Source organism: Streptococcus mitis (assembly GCF_000960005.1).
Taxonomy (GTDB): domain Bacteria; phylum Bacillota; class Bacilli; order Lactobacillales; family Streptococcaceae; genus Streptococcus; species Streptococcus mitis_CK.
On the sequence record NZ_JYGP01000002.1, the window covers coordinates 1,267,447 to 1,290,531 of the forward strand.

Sequence of the window (23,085 nt, forward strand, 5' to 3'; positions counted from 1 at the left end):
TCGAAGAGTATTAATCACGGGTAAATCCAGTTGCACCCGTTCGAGCAATATTACGAATACCGTATGGTCGAATGACTCGTAATAGTGCTTCGCTCTTTTCAGCATTTCCTGTCATCTGAATGGTAATCGAGCTTGGCGCTACGTCTACCACTGTTGCACGGAAAGGTTGAATAATCGCTAGAATCTCAGCTCGCTTCTCAGCTGGCGCTGACATCTTAACCAAAATTACCTCGCGCTCCAAATGAGGCTTGTCTGTAATATCACGAATGCGAATCACATCAATCTGACGATTGAGCTGTTTGATAATTTGCTCCACCTCATCATGTGAAGCAACATCAATAATAATGGTGATACGCGATACATTCGGATCTTCTGTTGCTCCAACAGAGATACTTTCGATATTAACCTGACGACGAGACAGGACACCGGTAAAGCGATTGAGGACTCCTGATCGATTCTGTAGTTTTGCTGTTAACATTCTACGCATGGAACTTCACCCCCAACATCTCATGATTACTCTTACCAGCTGGTACCATCGGTAACACCTGTTCCTTACGAGAAATATCTACCTCGATTAGCATAGGAACATTCTCAGTGATGACTTCAAGGTCTTGGGCCAAGGTCTCAGGATTGTCAAACTTATAGTTTTTAATGCCATAAGCCTGTGCCATCAGTTGGAAATCAGGAAGGGTATCAAAGACTGACTCTGACGTTCTACCTTCATAGAAGGATTCCTGCCACTGGCGGACCATTCCAAGTGAGTGGTTGTTCAGCATAACCACCTTGATTGGCACCCTGTAAATGTTCAAAATAGCCAATTCCTGGTTAGTCATTTGGAAACCGCCATCCCCAACAAACAAGACTACTTCCTTATCTGGGTTAGCAATTTTAGCTCCAATTGCTGCTGGAATTCCAAATCCCATCGTTCCCAAACCACCTGAAGTCACTAACTGACGTTCATTTTGGTAGGGATAATACTGAGCTGTCCACATTTGGTGTTGACCAACGTCTGTTACCACAATGGCATCTCCATTCGTCAATTCACCAATTCGTTCAATAACAGCTTGCGGCTGAACCACACGCTCTTTCTTATCATAAGAACGAACGCGGTTCTTGTCTTTAGTGACTTTTTCAATCCATTTCTCAGTATTGTTATGAACTGTTGGTTCTGCCAGTAACATTTGCAAGGCTTTCTTAGCATCTCCAACTACAGGAATATCCGCACTGATAATCTTGCCGATCTCAGCTGGGTCAATATCAATGTGAGCAACCTTAGCATTCTTAGCGAAGGTCTTAGGATTCCCCGTCAAGCGGTCATCGAAACGACAACCAATACTAATCATAAAGTCCGCTTCCGTCATGGCAATATTAGCTGCGAATGACCCGTGCATGCCTCCCATTCCAAGGAAGAGTGGGTGACTCGTTGCAATCGTTCCTTGTCCCAAAAGACTGGTTACCACCGGAATTTGATAGCGTTCTGCAAATTCATTTAATTCTGCAGCAGCTTCAGCATAACTAATCCCACCACCAGCTAGCAAGACTGGCTTTTTAGCCTTGGATAATTGCTTCAAGATTTTCTTGATTTGCATATCATTTGGCTCAAGAGTTGGCTGATAGCTTGGTAGGTTCACTTCTGGTGAATAGATGAAGTCGGTTTCTAAAGCAGATACGTCTTTAGGTAGGTCAATTACGACCGGCCCTGGTCGACCTGTAGTTGCGATATGAACAGCTTCCGTAATGATACGAGGAATATCAGCTGTCTCACGAACTTGATAATTGTACTTAGTGATTGGCATGGTGATTCCCACGATGTCTGCCTCCTGAAAGGCATCCTTCCCAATCCCTGCTCGCGCCACCTGACCTGTAAAGACCAAAAGAGGAACACTGTCGCTCATAGCATCTGCAATCCCTGTAATGGTATTTGTTGCTCCCGGTCCGCTAGTGACGACAGCAACACCCAACTTTCCAGTTGATTTAGCATAACCTTCAGCTTCATGCAGACAGCCTTGCTCATGGCGTCCTAGAATGTGGCGAATGCCTTTAAAATTATATATCGCATCATAAAAAGGCAAGACTGCACCACCTGGATAACCAAAGATGGTATCAATTCCTAAATCACGAAGTGTTTCCAAAACTAGGTCCGACCCCGTCTTAGGAGATTCTAAACTGATTTTCTCCATTGTTCCCCTTTCTCTTCTCTTAAAAATAACTTGTTACTATCATACCATTTTTTCAAAAATTTTCAAGACAAAAGAAGAAATTTTCTGAATTTTCTATTTTAACGTTTATTTATGAATGTTATTTTTGTTTTTATTAAAAAGATACCGATTTCATTATTCAAAAAGAAAAAAGAACTGATTTCTCAGTTCTTCATTAATCTTATTCCACACTAAATAGGTATGGGTAAACTGGTTGTTGGCCTTGGTGGATTTCGACTTCAACGTCTTCGAATTCTTCTGCGATTTCTTGGGCAATTTCATTGGCAAGTTCTTCGCTTCCGTCTTCACCGACATAGAAGGTTACGATTTCACTATCTTCATCCAACATATGTTTCAAGGTTTCTGTCAAGGTTTGGTGCATATCAGGGTTTGACACGAGGATTTTCCCATCCACCATACCTAGATTATCGTTTTCATGGATTTCTAAGCCATCAATGGTTGTATCACGAACAGCTGTTGTGACGCTTCCGCTAACGACATCGCTAAGAGCAGCAGTCATACGCTCTTGGTTTTCTTCGATAGACTTGCTTGGATCAAAGGCAAGAAGACTTGTCAAACCTTGTGGCAAAGTACGAGCTTCCACCACTACTGCTGGTTGCTCCAAAACTTCTGCTGCCGATTGAGCTGCCATGAAGATGTTTTTGTTGTTTGGCAGGAAGATGATGTTACGAGCGTTGACCTGTTCAACAGCCTTGATAAAGTCTTCTGTTGAAGGGTTCATAGTTTGACCGCCTTCGATAACATAATCCACACCTTGAGAACGGAAGATATCTGCTAGACCTTTACCAGCCACCACAGCAATCAAAGCATATTCTTTTTCTTCAGCTGGTTTGCTAACTTGAGCAGCTTCTTTCTCAACCTGTGCTTCGTGTTGGTTACGCATATTGTCAACTTTTACCTTGACCAAGCTACCATATTTGAGACCTTCTTGCATAACAAGTCCTGGATCTTCTGTATGGACATGGACTTTGACGATTTCATCATCATTGACAACAAGGAGAGAATCCCCAAGCTCATTCAAGTAGTTACGGAATTCGTCGTAGTCAAAATCTTTGGCATAGGTTGGACCTTGCTTAAGAGCTACCATGATTTCAGTACAGTAGCCAAAGGTGATGTCCTCAGTCGCTACGTGACCAGCCACAGACTTATGATGCTCTGCATTGATCATCTCACTCATGTTGGCAGGAGTCGCTACAAAGTCCTCAGATGCAATATATTCACCAGTAAGGGCTGAAAGGAAACCTTCGTAGATGAAGACCAGTCCTTGACCACCTGAGTCCACAACGCCAACTTCTTTCAATACTGGAAGCATGTCTGGCGTTTTAGCTAGAGCTGTTTTAGCACCTTCCAAGGCTGCGCGCATGACTTCAACAGCATCATCTGTCTGCTCAGCCTTTTTCTTAGCACCGATAGCAGCCCCACGAGAAACTGTCAAAATCGTTCCTTCAACTGGCTTCATCACTGCCTTATAAGCAACTTCCACACCTGATTGGAAGGCAAGGGCCAAGTCTTGACCTGTTAACTCGTCTTTATCCTTGATGGCTTGTGAAAATCCACGGAAAAGCTGAGACGTAATAACTCCTGAGTTTCCACGCGCACCCATCAAAAGACCTTTGGCAAGAATGCTCGCTACCTCGCCAACTGTAGAAGCTGGCTTATCTGCAACTTCTTTAGCACCATTTTCAATGGTCATTCCCATGTTTGTTCCAGTATCTCCATCTGGAACGGGAAAGACGTTTAATGAATTGACATATTCAGCTTGCTTATTCAAGCGAGTTGATGCAGCCTGCACCATTTCTTGAAATAAGCTAGTAGTAATTTTTGACACGGTTATTCTCCTACAACTTTGATATTTTGAATGTAGACATTTACAGTCTGAGCAGTAATTCCAAGTTGGTTTTCCAAACTAAAACGAACACGCTCTTGAATGTTTTTTGACACTTCGCTAATCTTTGTTCCGTAGCTCAACACGGTATATACATCAACTGCAATACTGCCATCTTCGGCCGCTTTTACGACGACACCTTTGGAATAATTTTCCTTACCTAGAAGGGCTTGGAAATTATCTTTGAGGGCATTTTTACTAGCCATACCGACCACACCAAAAATCTCAGTTGCTGCTCCACCTACGACGGTTGCAATCACTTCATCTGTTAGTTCGATTTGACCATCTTTTGTATTAATTTTTACAGTCATCCTTTTTACCTCAACTAGTTGATACTCTATTTTATCATATTTCAGCCCAAGTGTAAAAGCAGAATACTGTATCAGCGGATATTTACTCTATTTTTCAAATGATTTTATATCTACAGTAAAAGAAAAAAGACCCTAAGGTCTCCTTACTTTTATTATTAAACGCGTTCAACTTTACCTGATTTCAAAGCACGAGCTGAAGCCCAAACTTTTTTAGGTTTACCATCGATAAGAACAGTAACTTTTTGAAGGTTTGGTTTTACGGCACGTTTTGTTTGGTTCATCGCGTGTGAACGGTTGTTTCCTGATACAGTCTTACGACCTGTAAAGTAACATACTTTAGCCATTTGTGTTTTCCTCCTATTAGATCTAATATAGCGGATGTGCTAGCACCACATACCGTACTATGTTATCACACTTTCTTCATTTTTGCAAGGGAATTGGAAGATTTTTTTATTTAACGTAGACAATCCCCAACTTCCCAAAAGCCACTTCACCGCGAATAATCAAGGTTTTGCTGGTTGGGGATAGAGGAGTATCTGCCTTGGCTGCACCAAAGGATGTTTCTACTTTCAAATCGACACGCCAGTGTTGTGGAACATAGACGGTTGCATTTCCGAAAGCAACTTCGATATTTAAAGTTGCAAAATCACCTAACATCTCTGCATTGTCATAGTAGATTTTTGCATTTCCAAAAGCAACTTCTACTTGGTCGTCTACAAGATCTTGATCTTGTTTATAGAAAGTCCCACTTCCAAAAGCGACTTCCTTGTCTGTCAGAATGGTCTTTTCACCGTCATACCACCATTTCTTACCATTCCATGTTCTGTTAGAGTGAGTCAAATAATTAACTCCAAGAACAATTAGAATACTGGCCCAGAACAGTGATTGATTGGGAATCGGTAAAATATCATAAAAGTGGTTAGCAATCATTACTGCTACTAGAGCTGTAAAAACTGCTGAAGTCAGATGACGACGAAGCAAAGCCTCAACTGATTGGTAGGTAAAAAATCCAATACCAATCAAAGGCCAAATGTGCCCTCCTAGAGAAGGGATTCCAAAATTTCCTTGCAATAATACTAAAGCTGCCAATACTAGCAACACAATACCAAATGCTTTCTTTTTCATGTTCTTACCTCATGTTTCTTAGATTTTCTTTTAGGAGGGATTGGTAATGTCGTGAGACATGAACCTCCTTGTGGGTCTGATAAAAGGAAATGGTGCCCGTTCCTGAAAAGGACTTGTCCACCGAATAGATTTGCCGAATATTAGTAATGGTCGACTTGGATACTCGACTGAAATAACGGGGCAGGATAGACTCCAACTCATAGAGTTTAAGCCGAACCTCGTAGGCATCTTTATGGGTATGGGCATAAATCTTGCTACCTTCCGTCTCAAAGAAGAGAATTTCTGACAAGTCTAAGTAGTATTCACCCGTCCCCTTGTAAAAAATCAACCTAGGAGACTTGGACTCTTGCAAGAGGCGCTGTAAATCCGCAATCTCATCCGTCAAAGTCGCTGCCTTGATGACAATTTCAGTTTCCTCTAAATTGCTGTCAATTTCGATTCGTAACTTCATTCCATCTCCTTTCTGACTCTACTATATCAAAGTCAAAATAAGAAAACAAGAGCAAAAAAGCAAGTGGTTACTTTAGACTCGTAAGTGGTTGTAGGACCGTCTTAACTTACAGATCAAAATAGAAAGAAAATCACACCCCACGCAAGACCACAAATATAACCAACTACTACATCCTTGGAATAATGCACTCCCCCTAAGACTCTCACTAGACCAAGGAGAGCTGACAAGACCAATAAGATAACCCCTACAGATAGACTAGCATGTAAGCAAGCCATGGAGATAATGGTTGCTGAAAAGACATGACGACTGGGCATAGACTGACCAGGACTATCTCTGTCAAGCAAGGGTTTAATATCCCATTCCTCATAAGGCCTAGGAGCATTGATTTTCTTACGAATAAAGGATAAAATCACAAAACCTGACGCAGGAACAAACAAGTAGATCCAGACCTGTTTCCCAAGTCCTTCTTGGAAATATGTGGCAGCTAACAAGGTTAGATAAACTATAGGCATAACTACTGTCATGAACCGATTGAAAGTTCTTAACAAGCTCAGAAGAAAGGGCTTATTTCCAATGTTACCAGCAATGTGGTCATACCATTCTTGATAATTTTTCATATATTTTCTCATCACTTACTCAAATTTTATACTCAATGAAAATCCAAGAGCAAACTAGGAAGCTAGCCGCAGACTGCTCAAAGCACTGCTTTGAGGTTATAAATAAAACTGACGGAGTCAGTAACATATACCGAAGCTGACGCGGTTTGAAGAGATTTTCGAAGAGTATTGCTTGCAGGGAAGCACTTGTCTTCTAGTATAGTGCAGAAAAAGAAGGCCGTCAAGCCTTCTTTGAGTTTATTCTTCTGCTTCGTCTTCTGTAAATTGACTGTTGTAGAGGTCAGCGTAGAAACCAGCTTGCATCATTAGCTCGTCATGATTTCCTTGCTCAATGATATTTCCATCTTTCATAACCAGAATAAGATCAGCATTACGGATGGTTGACAAGCGGTGAGCGATGACAAAGGAAGTTCTGCCCTCCATCAAACGATCCATAGCTTTCTGAATCAATTCCTCCGTCCGTGTATCAACCGAAGAGGTTGCCTCATCTAGGATTAGGAGTGGCGCATCTTTCAGCAAAGCACGAGCAATGGTCAAGAGTTGTTTTTGCCCGACAGACAAGGTTACTGTATCGTCCAAGACTGTATCGTAACCATCTGGTAGGGTCATAATAAAGTGGTGAATCCCTACAGCCTTACTAGCTTCAATCACGCGCTCATCACTAATACCTGTTTGGTTATAGATAAGATTGTCTCGGATGGTTCCTTCAAAGAGCCAAGTATCCTGCAAGACCATTGAAAAGGCATCGTGTACTTCCGAACGCTTCATATCCTTGGTATCCACACCATCGATACGGATACTTCCCTTATCAATCTCATAGAACTTCATCAAAAGATTGACAATGGTTGTCTTACCAGCTCCAGTCGGTCCGACAATGGCAACCTTTTGACCTGCATGAGCTGTCGCAGAAAAGTCATGGATAATGGTTCGCTCTGGTGTGTAAGCAAAGGAAACTCGATCAAAGACCACTTGCCCTTTCATATCGCTCAATTGTCTTTCTTTATGGGATTCGTCTCCCATTTCCTCTTCAGCTAGGAATTCGAAGACACGTCCCATGGCTGCACTAGCCTGCTGAAGACTAGTAATCCCTTGGGCAATTTGTGAAAGAGGCTGAGAAAAGATACGAACGTAGGCCATAAAGGCAACGATAATCCCGATACTAATCTGCCCATTTAAGGCCAAGGCTGCACCGACGATAATCACTAAGGCATAGCTAAAGTTCCCAATGAACATCATAATCGGCATCATAATTCCTGAAATAAATTGAGATTTCCAGATGCTGTCATACAGACGATTATTTAATGTCGTAAATTCTTCTTTCGTGCTCTCGATAGCATTGTAACTGGTCACCACATTATGGCCAGAGTACATTTCCTCCACATAGCCATTGACAGCTGCCAAATCTTGTTGCTGACTCTTAAAAAATCCCTGTGATTTGCCCATAAAGACGGACACGAAAACAAAACCAATAAGGGTTGACACAACCGTCACCAAGGCTAAAATCCAGTTCATCCCAAACATGGTTACCAAGACTGCCACGACCAGTAAAGTGGATGAAAGAACTGTTCCCAGACTTTGATTAAGGGACTGGGCTGCAGTGTCAACGTCATTGGTTACACGAGACAAAGTATCCCCCTGAGAGTGTCCATCAAAATATCCCAATGGTAGGCTATTGATTTTCTCTGCAATGGCTGATCTCAAGCGCTCTGAAAAACGTTGAATAGCTGTTGTAAACAGAAAGGCCTGCAAATAATTTGATAGAAGCCCAATTATATAGATGACGGCCAAAAAACTACCAATGGCTGCAACCGCCGCGACATCCACACTTGTTTCCAGACCACTGGCAATAATATTAGTCATCTCCTTGATGCGGGTTGGACCATATACAGTAATGATATTGGATACAATTGTTGCTAAAAAGGCGATTAGAAGGGCAAACTGGAGGCCTGCAAGATAGGGTTTACTCTGTTTCAAAAGAGACATTTTCTTATTTTCCATGTTCCAATTCCTCCTTCGATAGTTGTGAATAGGCAATTTCTTGGTAAACTTCGTTATTAGCTAGAAGTTCCTTGTGGGTGCCTTGCCCCACGACTTTTCCTTGATCCAAGACCAAAATCAAATCTGCATCCATAATCGTTGAAATACGCTGTGCAACAATGAGCTTGGTCATAGACTTGGTTTTCTCTGCTAGCTCTTGGCGTAGGACACGATCTGTCTTGTAGTCCAAGGCTGAGAAGGAGTCATCAAAGATGAGGATTTCTGGCTTCCGAGCCAAGGCACGAGCAATGGCCAGACGCTGTCTTTGACCACCTGAGAAGTTGGTCCCTCCTTGGGCCACTTCTGAGGCCAAGCCCGCTTCCTTGTCTTCGATAAAGTTCTTAGACTGGGCCAATTCCAAAGCCTGCCACATAGCCTGCTCACTAAGCGGTGTTTCTTGACTTTGTCCAAAGTCTAAATTACCCTTGACATCACCTGAAAAGAGAACCGCTTTCTGAGGAATATAACCAACCTTGTTGCGCAAATCTTTCAAGTCATAGTCTTGAACATTGACACCATCCACCAGAATTTCTCCTTCTGACACATCGTAGAAACGTGGAATCAGATTGACCAGAGTTGATTTACCAGAACCTGTTGACCCAATAAAGGCCACTGTTTGACCAGCTTCTGCTCTAAAGCTAACATGCTCAATAACCGCCTCCGAATTTGCCGCATAGCGGAATGTCACATCCTTAAACTCGACCTGACCTTTGAGGTTTTCATCAGCCATTCGCACTTGAGCAGGGTTTTGGATAGAAGAATGCAAATCTAAAACTTGATTAATCCGCTTAGCAGAGACCATAGTTCGGGGAAGAACGATGAAGAGTGCTCCCATGAGAAGGAAGCCCATGACAACCTGCATGGCATAAGACATAAAAACAATCATGTCACTAAAGAGAGGCAGACGCGCTATCGGAGCAGCGTCGTTAATCACATAGGCCCCAATCCAGTAAATCGCCACACTCAAACCACTTGAAATCCCCATCATGATAGGGTTCAAAATAGCCATAAGACGGTTGACAAACAAATTCAAGCGTGTCAATTCATCATTTGCTGCTGCAAATTTTTCATTTTGGTACTTTTCGGCATTGTAGGCGCGAACGACACGAATACCTGTTAAACTCTCACGAGTGATACTGTTCAGTTTATCAGTCAGACTTTGAATCAAGGACTGTTTTGGAAAGGCTAGCGTCATCAAGACTGTCGTCATCAGGACGTTGACAATCACTGCCACAAGTACGGCCCAGAGCCAGTATTCCGAATGACCTAAAATCTTCCCAATAGCCCAGATAGCCATAATTGGACCACGTGTTACCACTTGCAAGCCCATGGTAATCAACATTTGAACTTGAGTAATGTCATTGGTAGTACGCGTCAAGAGGCTAGGAATAGAGAATTTCTTAATCTCCGTCTGCGAGTAATCCAAAACTCGGTTAAAAATATCACTTCTCAACCTACTAGTATAAGAAGCCGCCACTCGGGATGCAAAAAATCCAACTGCAACTACGGATAAGAAGGCAAGAAAGGACATTCCCACCATCATGCTTGCCGGCTGCCACAACTCATCTAAATTAGTACCTTGACTACCTAGCAAATCCGTAATTTTCGAGATATAGGTTGGCACTTCCAACTCTAGATAGACCGAAAAGCAAGTAAAGAGAATGGCTAGTAAAATCATCCCCCATTCTTTTCTACTAATTCGTTTGGCTAATTTCTTCATTCTCTCCTCCTATTCCCTTGATATTTGCCTGTAGTTGACCGAGAACTTTCTCAAAAATCAGTAATTCATCTTCATCAATGTCTTCCATCAACTGCTTGTCTATGCGTTCAAAGAAGGCCTTAACCTGCTGCATTTGAGAACGTGCTTTGTCCGTCAAACGAACAAATTTTGCCCGCTTATCGCTAGGACTCGCCTCCAATTCCACCAAACCATTTTGCACCATACGCTTGACCAAATTACTAGCAACAGACTTGGTAATATTGAGTTCCTGCTCGATATCTTTAATCAAGACCAATTCTTGGTTTTTCTCACGATTATCCAAAAAACGCACAACCTGACCTTGAGGCCCACCCATAAATTCAATACCACAACGTTTGGCTTCCTTTTGCACCATCAGGTGAATCTGATGAGCAAAACGCTTAAAGACTAACATCGGTTTATCCATACTAACTCCTTTCTAACCATCACATTTAGTTCTCCTAGGAACTAAATAAGTTTCCATGAGAACTATTTTACCACTTTGAAAAGAGATGTCAAGAAAAAGTTTCCTAGAGAACTATTTTCTTGATTCAAAAAATCCCAAGTGATTTTTTCACTTAGGATCATGTTCTCTAGGTTAAATTAGAACCCGTCTACGTTTGTGTAGATTTTTTGTACGTCTTCGTCGTCCTCAAGGACGCTGTAAAGTTTTTCAAAGGTTTCAAGGTCATCGCCTGACAATTCCACTTCTGACTGAGGAATCATTTCCAATTCAGTCACTTGGAATTCTTCGACACCTGACTCACGAAGAGCAACGATAGCCTTGTGAAGGTCAGTTGGAGCTGTGTAAACTGTGATTGTACCTTCTTCTGCTTCTACATCATCCACATCCACATCTGCTTCTAGCAATTGCTCAAAGACTGCGTCCGCATCTTCACCTGCAAATACAATAACTCCCTTGTTATCGAAGAGGTAAGAAACAGAACCTGAAGCACCCATGTTTCCGCCGTTTTTACCAAAGGCTGCACGGACATTGGCCGCTGTACGGTTGACATTTGAAGTCAAAGTATCAACAATCAGCATAGAACCATTTGGTCCAAAACCTTCGTAACGTCCTTCTGTAAAGGTTTCGTCTGTGTTTCCTTTAGCCTTGTCCAAAGCTTTATCGATAACGTGTTTTGGCACTTGGGCTTGTTTAGCACGGTCGATAACGAACTTCAAGGCTGAGTTTGATTCCGGATCTGGATCACCTTTTTTAGCTGCTACATAGATTTCTACACCAAATTTTGCATATACTTTAGAGTTAGCTCCATCTTTAGCCGTTTTCTTGGCTACGATATTGGCCCATTTACGTCCCATTAGGAATCTCCTTTTTTCACATTTTAATCTTTCTTATTATAACACAAGTTTTTTCGATTTTCACTAGAGGAAATGGATTTTATTCAGTAAATCGAGCTATGATGACACTTTTGTTGTCAAGATGGCCTTGCCTTCTTTTACCAAAGGATGACGGAAGAGTGAAAAGTACAGTTGGATGGTCATGGCAACCCAGATAAGGGGTTCACAAAGGATAACTCCCTTATAGCCCGCCCAAGGGATAATCAAGACCACAAAAGCGATTTTCCCGATTAGTTCTATAAAGCTAGAAACCAAAGGAAGGACCTTTTGCCCCAAGCCCTGCAAACAATTGCGATAAATCAATAAGAGACTCAAAATAGGATAAAAAGCTGAGCTGATTTGCAGATAGAGACTGCCATTTTCTACCAAGTAGCTATCCGTCGAACTAGCCAAGAAGGAAACCAAGGCTGGACTGGCAAAAAAGAGGAAGATACAAACAAAAACTGCCCAGGATATACTTAAACGACTGCCGATTCGAAGTCCTTGAACAATGCGGTCTGGTCGCTTAGCTCCTAGATTCTGAGAAGCAAAGGTCGTCATTGATGCAGAAATAGCGGTCATGGGAAGAAGGGCGAAGGCCATAATGCGTCGAGCCGCCGTCTGGGCACTAATAATCACTGCTCCAAAAGTATTGACAGAAGACTGTAAAATCACACTGCCGATAGATACAATTGAACTCATCAAGCCCATAGCCAAACCTTGCTCCAAGAGGTCAGCGTATAAGACCTTGTCCCATTTGAAATGTTTCAGCTGAGGTAGAAGTTCTGGAACACTCTTACGGATATAATAAAAGCAGAGAACCGCTGATAAGCCTTGCGAAATGATGGTAGCAAGTCCCGCGGATTGAACTCCAAGATGCAATTGTGTAATAAAATAGAGATCCAGAACCACATTAACCAGAGCAGAGAAAATCAGAAAACCAAGCGCAGCCAGACTGTCCCCAATAGATCGCAACAAACCTGCAAAGAGATTATAAGCGAAGCTAACACCGACACAGGTTACAATCATAGAAATATATTGATAGGACTGAGAGAGGATTTCAGCAGGGGTATCTAGGTACTGTAAAAGAGGATACAGACCGACAAATCCCAGCAGCATAACTACAATACTCAAAAGAGCACCTAAAATCCAGGTGGCTGCTACTGCCTCCTTGATTTTAGTGAAATTCCGAGCTCCATAATAGCGGGCAATGACAATTCCCATGCCATTGCCAACACCAAGAGTAAAACCTACAATCAGGTCAAAAATCGCTGTCGTCGCTCCTACTGCAGCCAAGGATTCTTGACCAAGAAATCGCCCAACAATCAAGACATCAGCAGTATTATAGAGCTGTTGAAAAATATTTGATAGCAAGATTGGGAAGGCGAAGCTTAAGAGCGAGGGAAGAATTGGACCATGTATCAGGTCCACTGTTCGTTTTTTATTCATAAGGCTATTATATCAGCTTTCTAGAGGAGCGACAAGAAACAGCAAACTATAGGCAATCTGAAATCTTGAACAAAGAACCGAAAAAGCAGTGGATTTCTCCACTACTTTCACAGCTTATTCTTCAATTTCGATTTCAAGCTCATCGCCTAGGTCAAGTGTAACTTCTTCATTCACAGAGTCTGCTTGAGTTGCTTCATCTTTTTTAGTTTCAACACCTTCTACAGAAGCTTCCTCTCCATCAATCAAACCAAATTGAACACGGACTTGATGGTCAATCTCATCAAAGACTTCTGGGTTATCTGCCAAGTATTTCTTAGCATTTTCAGAACCTTGCCCAATTTTCTCATCCTTGTAAGAGTACCAAGCTCCTGCTTTTTTGATGATATCCAAATCGCTTGCGATTTTCAAGAGCTCACCAGTCTTAGAAATCCCTTCTCCGTACATGATTTCAACGAAGGCTTCCTTAAATGGTGGAGCCACCTTGTTTTTCACGACCTTGATCTTGGTTTCTTTACCGACATTGGTATCTTTTTGGTCACCAGTTCCCTTGATTTGTGTGCTTCCACGAACATCCAGACGCACTGAAGCGTAGAATTTCAAAGCACGTCCACCAGGAGTTGTTTCTGGATTTCCAAACATGACCCCAACTTTTTCACGCAATTGGTTGATAAAGATGGCAATTGTTTTGGTTTTATTGATAGAAGCACCAAGTTTACGCATAGCCTGGCTCATCATACGAGCCTGCAAACCAACGTGGCTATCTCCGATATCTCCATCAATTTCTGCACGAGGTACAAGGGCAGCAACTGAGTCGACCACGACAAGATCTACAGCACCTGAGTCAATCAATTTTCCTGCAATCTCAAGACCTTGCTCTCCTGAATCTGGTTGAGACAAGAGCAATTCGTCAATGTTGACACCAAGGGCCGCAGCATAAGCTGGATCGAGTGCATGTTCCGCATCGATAAAGGCTGCAATCCCACCTTCTTTTTGTGCTTGCGCAACTGCATGAAGGGCAACCGTTGTCTTACCAGATGACTCTGGCCCATAGATTTCAATGATACGTCCCTTAGGATAACCACCTGAACCAAGGGCAATATCAAGAGCCAAAGAACCTGAACTCATCACTTGCACCTTTTGCTCAGCACGTTCACCCAAACGCATGATTGATCCTTTACCAAAGTCTTTCTCAATCAGTTTAAGAGCGTCATTCAAGGCTTTTTCACGTTCAGCCCCGAATTTTTTTGAAATTTCATCTAATTTTTTTGGTTTTTTCGCCATTCTATTCTCCTACATTCTAATGGTCCTCAGACCTATCTACTATTATATCAAAAGTTAGTCACTTAATAAAGCCTTGCGAACTAGGTTAAAGGCATGCATAACAGCAATGTGACGTACATCTGCTCGACTTCTGCCTCCAATATTAACCTTGATGACCTCAGTTCCATGCTCTTGAGCCAAGCCTATGAAGACTGTCCCAGCTGGGTGCCCTTCTAGGCTATCTGGACCTGCCACTCCAGTCAAACTAAGGCCAAAATCAGACTGGGTCTTGATTCGTGCCTGCTCAGCCATCTTCTGAGCTGTAAATTCAGACACCACACCCTGTTCTTCCAAGTCCTTGACAGGAATATCCAACATCTTTGATTTTTCCTCCAGGCTATAGGTCACGAAACCACCCTTAAATATACTTGAAACTCCTGAAAAATCCGCCACAGTAGCTTGGAAAAGCCCTGCCGTCAAACTCTCTGCAGCCGTGATAGTTTTCCCTTGTTTTTTCAGTTCTTCTACCACAATGCTGGCCAAGCTAGCCTCCTCTCCATAACCATAACAGAGGTCTCGTAAAGAAATTCCTTCGAAAGTCTGGCAGTCCAAGATTTGATTTTCCAAGATATCCAGCGCTTGATTCGCCTCTTCTTGACTGCTAGCCTTTGTTGACAGACGCAGAGTGACTTCTCCTGTCTTAGCATAAGGGGCCAAGGTCGGATCTGTTTGATTATCAATCAAATCAGCCAAAATCGTCACCAGCTGACTTTCGCCAATTCCAAAGAAACGAAGAACTCGGGAATACAACTTGCTCCCTGTCATCAACTTGGGTAGAAGTTGGTTTAAGACCATAGGTTTCATTTCACTTGGCGGACCTGGAAGGACGACATAGGTCACTCCATCGACTTCCAATATTCCTCCCACAGCCAGTCCTGTTTCGTTGGGCAGCGGAGTCGCTCCTTCTACAATTTGAGCTTGTCTTTCGTTATTCGGTGTTCGGGCATAGTCTGGTCGCTGGGCAAAAAAGACATCCAACTTCTCCTGCGCCTGAGGATCGAAAACTAATGCTTTCCCTAAGAATTTAGCCAAAGTTTGTTTAGTTAGGTCGTCCTCAGTTGGCCCCAAACCACCTGTTAAAATCACCAGACTGCTACGTTGACTGGCAATTTCGAGCAAAGACAAGAGACGAGCTTCGTTGTCTCCTACAGCCGTCTGAAAATATACGTCTACTCCAATCTCTGCTAGTTTTTCCGATAAAAACTGAGCATTGGTATTAACAATCTGTCCTGTCAAAATCTCTGTTCCAACAGCAATGATTTCTGCTTTCATGTTTCCTCCTACCTATCTATTCGTATTTTTTTGAAAAAATCGCAGGAAATTTCCCACGATTAATTTTTTATTTGTATTAAAAAACGAACTATTCTACTTCATTTGTTACAAAGACACCTTGTTCTTGATTATCCCCATTAGCAACAGGCACCCGTCCAAACAAATCTTCAAATAAGACAACATTTGTTTCAAGCTGAGTGACTTCTTCTTGCCCCAAAGAACGTCGCAATATATTCTGCATTTCCAACATATGCTCTCTAGAAACAATCTGGTAAGAAATGCCTTGCAACATCTCTCCCTCACCCTTCAACTGTTGTGATTCAATGGTTTTAAATGAATCTTTATAGCCCAACAAGCTTGGAATACTTTTTGCAGATAAATCAATGTTGGTTTGCATATTCGTACTTAGGGCTTTTAAAATAGATTGGTAGTGACTGACACTATTCAAACTAAGAACTTTTTCAACAACCTTTTGAATGACTTCACGCTGACGCTTCTGACGTCCGTAGTCTCCTTCTGGGTCTTGATAACGCATGCGGGAATAAACAAGCGCTTCTTCTCCATTTATTGTCTGTTCTCCAACACCGATAGAAATGGTATTAAATTCCTCTTGATCACTAATAGAAATTGGGAAGCCTAGCGTGTTGTTGACGGTTATGCCACCCACTGCATCTACCAATTGTTGCAATCCTTGCATATTAACCATAATGTAGCGATCGATATGGATATTCATCATCTTTTGAATGGTTGAAATAGCTAACTCTGCACCACCACCAGCATAGGCAGCGTTTAACTTCGCTTCTTCAATACTACCATCTTTATGTTGAATTTTAGTCAGGATATCACGCTCCAAACTCAACATCATGGTCTTTTTCGTGTGCGGATTAACTGTCAAAAGAATCATGGAATCACTATTTCCAGCCCATTGATCTGTACGCTCTACATTCCCAGTATCAACCCCCATCAAAAGAATCGTTAAGGGTTCAGTCGCCTCAATAACATTGGTTTCTTCTCCGATTTTTTTATAGGTTTTTGATAAGGTTTGTGTACCTTGCTGATAAATAGTATAAGCAAAAACACCCACACCCAAAACCGTCACAGCTAGAAAAGCTAGCACCATTCCAATAATTTTTTTAACCATATTTCTATTAATCTATCAGCCTACCCATCAGGTAAACATCGATAAATTCCCCTTCTTCTATGTACGCACCGCGCTCTTGTCTACCTTCAATTACAAAGCCATGTTTTTGATATAGATAAACTGCAGCCTGATTACGAGTTTGGACAGTAAGTTGAAGTCGACGAAGAATGCCACTAGCCTGTGCCCATTCTATGACTTCTTCAAGTAACAAACTCCCCAGTCCATTATTCCAATACTTCTGACCAATCACAATAAAGAGATCTCCAATATGACGAACTCTCTTGCGTTGATCAGCTGTGATATTTACAAGACCAGCAATTTCATCATTCAGCAAGGCCAGTAAAGTGATTTGATTTTCCGAGTGAGCCTGTTTATCCAAAAACAACTCCATCTCAGTATCTGTCATCAAAATGCCATTCCTGTCCAGACTGGTAAAATCTGTTTCTACACTGACACGATTTAAAAATGTCACTAATTCAGCCGCATCACTAGGTTCTGCTTCTCTAATGAGCAATTCATACTCCATGTTGAAGCTCCTCTAAGAGTTTTTCTGCACGCAAACCCTTGGCTTTGAAGTTTAATCTGCGACCGTCTTCTTCTTTTAGAATTTCCAATTCTAAATAAGTATCTGGCAAGGCATCACCTAAAAGATGTCCCCACTCGATGACAGTTACCCCACCACCAAAGAGAAACTCATCCAAATCAATAGAATCCGCATCTCCCTCAATACGATAAACATCTAGGTGGTAAAGCGGAAGACGACCTTCATACTCTCTTACGATAGTATAGGTTGGACTCTTAATCATCTGGGAAATCTGTAACCCTTTAGCTAGACCTTTTGTAAAGGTCGTTTTGCCTGCTCCAAGTTCTCCAGTTAGAATTAAAACATCATTCTTTTCTAATAAATAGCCCAAACGTTCACCTAAGGACTGTAACTCTTCTTCGTTTTTAGTGTACATATTTCTATTATACCAAAAAGTTGTCCTTTGTCGAGATATTATCTGTGAATTCCATATTATAAATTGTAAAACTAGAACTATCTCTTTTTTTGTTCTTAAAATAGAAACAGCAAGAAGACAACTAACAAGATATCTCTCATCAAATGACTGTAAAATGAAACTTCCCAGCGAATGACTTTTGGCACCAATAGTCCTAGAAATAGCATTCCCAAGGTAATATAAAAGGTAATGGATAATAGCATCCAAGGATTTCTGAGAAAGATTAGAATAGCTAGTCCACTAATAAAACACATCTCCTTCTTTCCCAAAAACTTTTTCACTCCATTTACATACTTCTGAATCGGCAGAAAAACTAACAAATCAATACCAAATAAGAAAAAGAAACTCGGTAGAAAGGCTTCCACAAACCCTTCTACGGATGTATTTCCTGCAAGGATATGTTCTATGACAATTAAGGCTAAACCCAAAATGTTTACTAAGAGCAACAGACTATACAAGAATTGTTGCTTATCTTCCTTAAAAACTGAATAAGATTGATTTCGCTGTCCACTATAGTAGTTTAGCCCTGCACCAATACTGGCAAGGAGCAACATGCCAACTAAATAATAGAAGCAGTTTTGATTTAACATCAAGGCCCAAGTCGATAAACTTAAACAAGAACAGCTACTAAGACCAAAAAACGTCAGCAATAACAAAACACGAATTTGCTTTTTCATTTTTTCCATCATTCTTCCTCCCTACTTGCTCTTATTATAGGCTAGAAATTCTTACCATTGCTAAAATATTTCTCAACTGTCAGTTTTCTACTCTAAAATGCAAAAAAGTTTGATGCAAGTATCCCTTACATCAAACTTTTATTATTTCTCTTAAAACCAAAGAGCAATTTCTCTCTTAGCTGACTCTTCTGAATCTGAACCATGTACAACATTTTGGATAGCTTGGTTTTCTCCAGCAGCTTTTGCAAAATCACCTCGAATAGTTCCTGGTAAAGCTTCTTCTGGACGAGTTGCCCCCATCATGCTCCGCCAAGTTTCGATTACTTTGGGACCAGAAATGATGCCCACAAGAACTGGTCCTGAAGTCATGAATTCACGAATCGGTGGGTAAAAACTTTGGTCAACCAAGTTCTGATAGTGCTGGTCAATCAACTCTTCTGAAACCTTTGTACGCAACTCCAATTTTTCGATTGTCAATCCACGTTGTTCGATGCGTTTCAACACCTCACCCACTAATCCTCTTTTTACACCGTCTGGTTTAATGATAAAAAATGTTTGTTCCATACTTGTCTCCTTTGTCAGCTTCTTTCTTTTATACTCTTCGAAAATCTCTTCAAACCACGTCAACGTCGCCTTGCCGTATATATGTGACTGACTTCGTCAGTTCTATCTACAACCTCAAAGCAGTGCTTTGAGCAACCTGCGGCTAGTTTCCTAGTTTGCTTTTTGATTTTCATTGAGTATTATTTTACCACATTTCATGGAAAAATGGAGAAAGTTTTCAGAAAAGAGAAAGAGAACCCGAGGGCTCTCTCATTCTCTTTTATTCTACTGTTTCTTCCACAGTTTCAACGGCAGTATCCACAACTACTTCTGTTGTTTCTTCATTTCCTTCTTCCTCTACTGGAGGATTAAGGTATTCTTCTTCGTTGACAGCATGTGGTTCAAGGTTACGGTAGCGAGCCATACCAGTACCTGCTGGGATGATCTTACCGATGATAACATTTTCTTTAAGTCCAAGGAGATGGTCTTTCTTACCACGGATAGCTGCGTCAGTAAGGACACGAGTTGTTTCCTGGAAGGAAGCCGCTGACAAGAAACTGTTGGTTTCAAGTGAGGCTTTGGTAATTCCCATAAGAACTGGTCGACCAGTCGCTGGAACTCCACCTGCGATAAGGACATCTTTGTTGGCATCTGTAAAGTCATTGATATCCATAAGGGTACCCATGAGAAGATCTGTGTCACCTGGATCCATGACACGGACTTTACGGATCATTTGACGAACCATTACCTCAATGTGTTTGTCACCGATTTCTACCCCTTGGCTACGGTAAACTTTTTGTACTTCACCAAGAAGATAAGTTTCAACTGACAAGACATCACGGACTGCAAGGAGACGTTTTGGTTGGATAGAACCTTCTGTAAGAGCAGCACCACGCGCTACTTGGTCTCCAACTTCGACACGCATACGAGCTGTAAATGGAACGACATATTCCCCTTCGCCAGTTTCACCCTTAACAAAGACTTTCTTAGTACGAGTTGATGCATCCTCTTCGATAGCGGTAACTTGTCCTTTAACCTCTGTGATAACCGCTTCCCCTTTAGGATTGCGGGCTTCAAAGATTTCTTGGACACGAGGAAGACCCTGAGTGATATCGGTATTTGAGGCAACCCCACCCGTGTGGAAGGTACGCATTGTAAGCTGTGTACCAGGTTCCCCGATAGATTGGGCAGCGATTGTACCGACTGCTTCACCAACTTCAACCGCATCACCAGTCGCCAAATTGATACCATAACAGTGACGGCAGACACCATGACGAGTGTTACATGTAAATACGGAACGGATAGTGACTTCTTCCACACCAGCATTGACAATTTCACGCGCCTTGTCTTCTGTAATCAACTCATTTGGACCAATGATAACTGCACCAGTTTCTGGATGTTTAACAGTTTTCTTAGTGTAACGACCGTTGAGACGTTCTTCAAGAGACTCGATCATCTCTTTTCCTTCTGCGATAGAGCGAATCAAGAGACCGCGGTCAGTTCCACAGTCGTCCTCACGGATGATAACGTCTTGGGCAACGTCAACCAAACGACGAGTCAAGTAACCTGAGTCGGCTGTCTTAAGGGCCGTATCGGTCATACCTTTACGCGCACCGTGAGTTGAGAAGAACATTTCCAATACCGACAAACCTTCGCGGAAGTTTGAAAGGATTGGCAATTCCATGATACGTCCGTTCGGAGCAGCCATCAGACCACGCATGCCGGCAAGCTGTGAGAAGTTTGATATGTTACCACGGGCTCCAGAGTCCATCATCATAACGATTGGGTTCTTAGGATCTTGGTTGGCAATCAAACGTTTCTCAAGTTTTTCACGGGCAGCACGCCATTCGGCTGTAACAGCATTGTAACGCTCGTCGTCTGTGATCATACCACGACGGAATTGTTTGGTGATTTGTTCTACACGTTTGTGTGATTCTTCAATGATTTCAGCCTTGTCATCAACGACTGGGATATCGGCGATACCCACTGTCAATCCTGCAAGAGTTGAGTGGTGGTAACCGAGGTTCTTCATACGGTCAAGTAGGGCAGAAGTTTCTGTCGTACGGAAACGTTTGAAGATTTCAGCGATGATATTTCCAAGGTTTTTCTTCTTGAATGGGGGGTTGAGTTCAAGTTTGCTGATTGCTTCCTTGATATCTCCACCAAGTGGCAAGAAGTATTTAGCTGGAACACCTTCTGTCAAGTTGGCATTGTTTGGTTCTTGCAAGTATGGTAGACCCTCTGGCATGATGTCGTTGAAGAGGATTTTACCAACTGTTGTAAGCAAGACCTTGTGTTTTTGCTCTTCTGTCCAAGGCTTGTTGAGGCTGTCTGTTGCGATACCAACACGTGAGTGAAGGTGAACATAACCATTACGGTAAGCCATAACCGCTTCGTCACGGTCTTTGAAGACCATTCCTTCACCTTCACGACCAGCTTCTTCCATAGTCAAGTAGTAGTTACCCAAAACCATGTCCTGAGATGGAGTAACAACTGGTTTACCATCTTTCGGGTTCAAGATATGCTCAGCAGCGAGCATCAAGATACGAGCTTCTGCTTGGGCTTCTTCTGAAAGCGGTACGTGGATGGCCATTTGGTCCCCGTCAAAGTCGGCATTGTAGGCTTCACAGACAAGTGGGTGCAAGCGAAGGGCCTTACCATCAATCAAGACTGGCTCGAAGGCTTGGATACCCAAACGGTGAAGGGTCGGTGCGCGGTTCAAAAGTACTGGGTGTTCTTTAATTACTTCTTCAAGAATATCCCAGATACGCTCATCTCCGCGTTCCACCAAACGTTTAGCTGCTTTGACGTTTTGCACGATATCACGGGCAACAATTTCACGCATCACGAATGGTTTAAAGAGCTCGATTGCCATTTCACGTGGCACACCACATTGGTACATCTTAAGAGTTGGACCAACGGCGATAACGGAACGTCCTGAGAAGTCAACACGTTTACCGAGCAAGTTTTGACGGAAGCGTCCTTGTTTACCTTTAAGCATGTGGCTCAATGATTTCAGTGGACGGCTACCTGGCCCTGTGATTGGACGACCACGACGACCATTGTCAATCAAAGCGTCAACCGCTTCTTGAAGCATACGCTTCTCATTTTGAACGATGATACCTGGTGCATTCAACTCAAGCAAACGAGCCAAACGGTTGTTACGGTTGATAACACGGCGGTAAAGGTCGTTCAAGTCAGATGAGGCAAAACGGCCACCATCCAACTGCAACATTGGACGAAGATCTGGTGGAATAACTGGAAGGATGTTGAGAATCATCCATTCAGGTTTGTTTCCAGACTTATAAAAGGCATCCAAAACATCCAAACGACGGATGGCTTTGACACGTTTTTGTCCAGTAGCTGTTTTCAACTCTTCTTTGAGTTCAGCAATTTCTTTTTCAAGATCTACTTGTTTCAAAAGGTCTTGGATAGCTTCGGCACCCATCTTGGCAACGAACGATCCATAACCATACTCACGCAAGCGCTCACGGTATTCGCGCTCTGTCATGATAGACTTGTGCTCAAGTGGTGTATCCTTAGGATCAATAACCACATAAGCTGCAAAGTAGATAACTTCCTCGAGGGCACGAGGGCTCATATCAAGGGTCAAGCCCATACGGCTTGGAATCCCCTTGAAGTACCAGATGTGAGATACAGGAGCTTTCAATTCGATATGTCCCATACGCTCACGACGAACTTTTGTACGCGTTACTTCAACCCCACAACGGTCACAAACAATTCCTCTGTAACGAATGCGTTTGTACTTACCACAAGCACATTCCCAGTCTTTTGTAGGACCAAAGATAACTTCATCAAAGAGTCCTTCACGTTCTGGCTTCAAGGTACGGTAATTGATTGTTTCAGGTTTTTTGACTTCTCCATAAGACCATGAACGGACTTTGCTTGGAGAAGCTAGGGTGATTTGCATACTTTTAAAACGATTTACATCAACCACTATTTC

At 42.3% G+C, this 23,085-nt stretch carries 21 protein-coding genes; all 21 read right to left on the bottom strand.

Annotated features, from left to right (window positions below):
* Positions 1-10: 10 nt before the first annotated feature.
* On the bottom strand, positions 11-487 hold the full coding sequence (ilvN, locus tag TZ90_RS07430; protein ID WP_001253803.1) for an acetolactate synthase small subunit: 477 nt from the start codon (positions 485-487) through the stop codon (positions 11-13).
* Complete coding sequence (locus TZ90_RS07435; protein WP_045612308.1) at positions 480-2,180, bottom strand: acetolactate synthase large subunit; 1,701 nt, start codon at positions 2,178-2,180, stop codon at positions 480-482. The genes ilvN and TZ90_RS07435 overlap by 8 nt, the downstream gene beginning before the upstream one ends.
* A 199-nt stretch (positions 2,181-2,379) precedes the next feature.
* Positions 2,380-4,047, bottom strand: a complete 1,668-nt coding sequence (locus tag TZ90_RS07440; protein ID WP_000036655.1) for a DAK2 domain-containing protein — start codon at positions 4,045-4,047, stop codon at positions 2,380-2,382.
* A 2-nt stretch (positions 4,048-4,049) separates the two neighbouring features.
* The gene (locus TZ90_RS07445; RefSeq protein ID WP_000216437.1) at positions 4,050-4,415 is read right to left on the bottom strand and encodes an Asp23/Gls24 family envelope stress response protein; all 366 of its coding nucleotides are present in this window, start codon (positions 4,413-4,415) and stop codon (positions 4,050-4,052) included.
* A gap of 155 nt (positions 4,416-4,570) precedes the next feature.
* Positions 4,571-4,759, bottom strand: coding sequence for a 50S ribosomal protein L28 (gene rpmB, locus TZ90_RS07450; protein WP_001140948.1), 189 nt, complete (start codon positions 4,757-4,759; stop codon positions 4,571-4,573).
* A 106-nt stretch (positions 4,760-4,865) separates the two neighbouring features.
* Positions 4,866-5,540: a LiaF transmembrane domain-containing protein gene (locus tag TZ90_RS07455; RefSeq protein ID WP_045612309.1), complete on the bottom strand. Its 675-nt coding sequence runs from the start codon at positions 5,538-5,540 to the stop codon at positions 4,866-4,868.
* A 4-nt stretch (positions 5,541-5,544) separates the two neighbouring features.
* On the bottom strand, positions 5,545-5,991 hold the full coding sequence (locus TZ90_RS07460; RefSeq protein ID WP_045612311.1) for a LytTR family DNA-binding domain-containing protein: 447 nt from the start codon (positions 5,989-5,991) through the stop codon (positions 5,545-5,547).
* Positions 5,992-6,104: 113 nt separating this feature from the next.
* The gene (locus TZ90_RS07465; RefSeq protein ID WP_045612312.1) at positions 6,105-6,608 is read right to left on the bottom strand and encodes a phosphatase PAP2 family protein; all 504 of its coding nucleotides are present in this window, start codon (positions 6,606-6,608) and stop codon (positions 6,105-6,107) included.
* 237 nt (positions 6,609-6,845) lie between these two features.
* Positions 6,846-8,606: an ABC transporter ATP-binding protein gene (locus tag TZ90_RS07470; protein ID WP_045612314.1), complete on the bottom strand. Its 1,761-nt coding sequence runs from the start codon at positions 8,604-8,606 to the stop codon at positions 6,846-6,848.
* Positions 8,596-10,365: an ABC transporter ATP-binding protein gene (locus TZ90_RS07475; RefSeq protein WP_045612316.1), complete on the bottom strand. Its 1,770-nt coding sequence runs from the start codon at positions 10,363-10,365 to the stop codon at positions 8,596-8,598. Before TZ90_RS07475 ends, TZ90_RS07470 begins: the two co-directional genes overlap by 11 nt.
* Positions 10,340-10,810 (bottom strand): MarR family winged helix-turn-helix transcriptional regulator, encoded by a 471-nt coding sequence (locus tag TZ90_RS07480; RefSeq protein ID WP_045612318.1) that lies wholly within the window; start codon positions 10,808-10,810, stop codon positions 10,340-10,342. Before TZ90_RS07480 ends, TZ90_RS07475 begins: the two co-directional genes overlap by 26 nt.
* 176 nt (positions 10,811-10,986) lie before the next feature.
* Complete coding sequence (locus tag TZ90_RS07485; protein ID WP_000532883.1) at positions 10,987-11,703, bottom strand: YebC/PmpR family DNA-binding transcriptional regulator; 717 nt, start codon at positions 11,701-11,703, stop codon at positions 10,987-10,989.
* Positions 11,704-11,799: 96 nt separating this feature from the next.
* Positions 11,800-13,170 carry an MATE family efflux transporter gene (locus TZ90_RS07490; protein WP_045612319.1) on the bottom strand — a complete coding sequence of 457 codons (1,371 nt, stop codon included), beginning with the start codon at positions 13,168-13,170 and terminating at the stop codon, positions 11,800-11,802.
* Between the two features lie 114 nt (positions 13,171-13,284).
* On the bottom strand, positions 13,285-14,451 hold the full coding sequence (recA, locus tag TZ90_RS07495) for a recombinase RecA (protein WP_045612321.1): 1,167 nt from the start codon (positions 14,449-14,451) through the stop codon (positions 13,285-13,287).
* 54 nt (positions 14,452-14,505) lie between these two features.
* Complete coding sequence (locus TZ90_RS07500) at positions 14,506-15,762, bottom strand: competence/damage-inducible protein A (RefSeq protein ID WP_045612323.1); 1,257 nt, start codon at positions 15,760-15,762, stop codon at positions 14,506-14,508.
* An 88-nt stretch (positions 15,763-15,850) separates the two neighbouring features.
* The gene (gene lytR / locus TZ90_RS07505; protein ID WP_045612324.1) at positions 15,851-16,903 is read right to left on the bottom strand and encodes a glycopolymer--peptidoglycan transferase LytR; all 1,053 of its coding nucleotides are present in this window, start codon (positions 16,901-16,903) and stop codon (positions 15,851-15,853) included.
* Positions 16,904-16,910: 7 nt separating this feature from the next.
* Positions 16,911-17,429: a GNAT family N-acetyltransferase gene (locus tag TZ90_RS07510; RefSeq protein WP_045612326.1), complete on the bottom strand. Its 519-nt coding sequence runs from the start codon at positions 17,427-17,429 to the stop codon at positions 16,911-16,913.
* On the bottom strand, positions 17,419-17,862 hold the full coding sequence (tsaE, locus tag TZ90_RS07515; protein WP_045612327.1) for a tRNA (adenosine(37)-N6)-threonylcarbamoyltransferase complex ATPase subunit type 1 TsaE: 444 nt from the start codon (positions 17,860-17,862) through the stop codon (positions 17,419-17,421). Before tsaE ends, TZ90_RS07510 begins: the two co-directional genes overlap by 11 nt.
* A 95-nt stretch (positions 17,863-17,957) precedes the next feature.
* Positions 17,958-18,590, bottom strand: coding sequence for a competence protein (locus TZ90_RS07520; protein WP_235285517.1), 633 nt, complete (start codon positions 18,588-18,590; stop codon positions 17,958-17,960).
* A gap of 138 nt (positions 18,591-18,728) precedes the next feature.
* Positions 18,729-19,142: a nucleoside-diphosphate kinase gene (gene ndk / locus TZ90_RS07525; protein WP_045612330.1), complete on the bottom strand. Its 414-nt coding sequence runs from the start codon at positions 19,140-19,142 to the stop codon at positions 18,729-18,731.
* Positions 19,143-19,401: 259 nt separating this feature from the next.
* Positions 19,402-23,079, bottom strand: a complete 3,678-nt coding sequence (rpoC, locus tag TZ90_RS07535; protein ID WP_000228741.1) for a DNA-directed RNA polymerase subunit beta' — start codon at positions 23,077-23,079, stop codon at positions 19,402-19,404.
* Between the last annotated feature and the right edge of the window lie 6 nt (positions 23,080-23,085).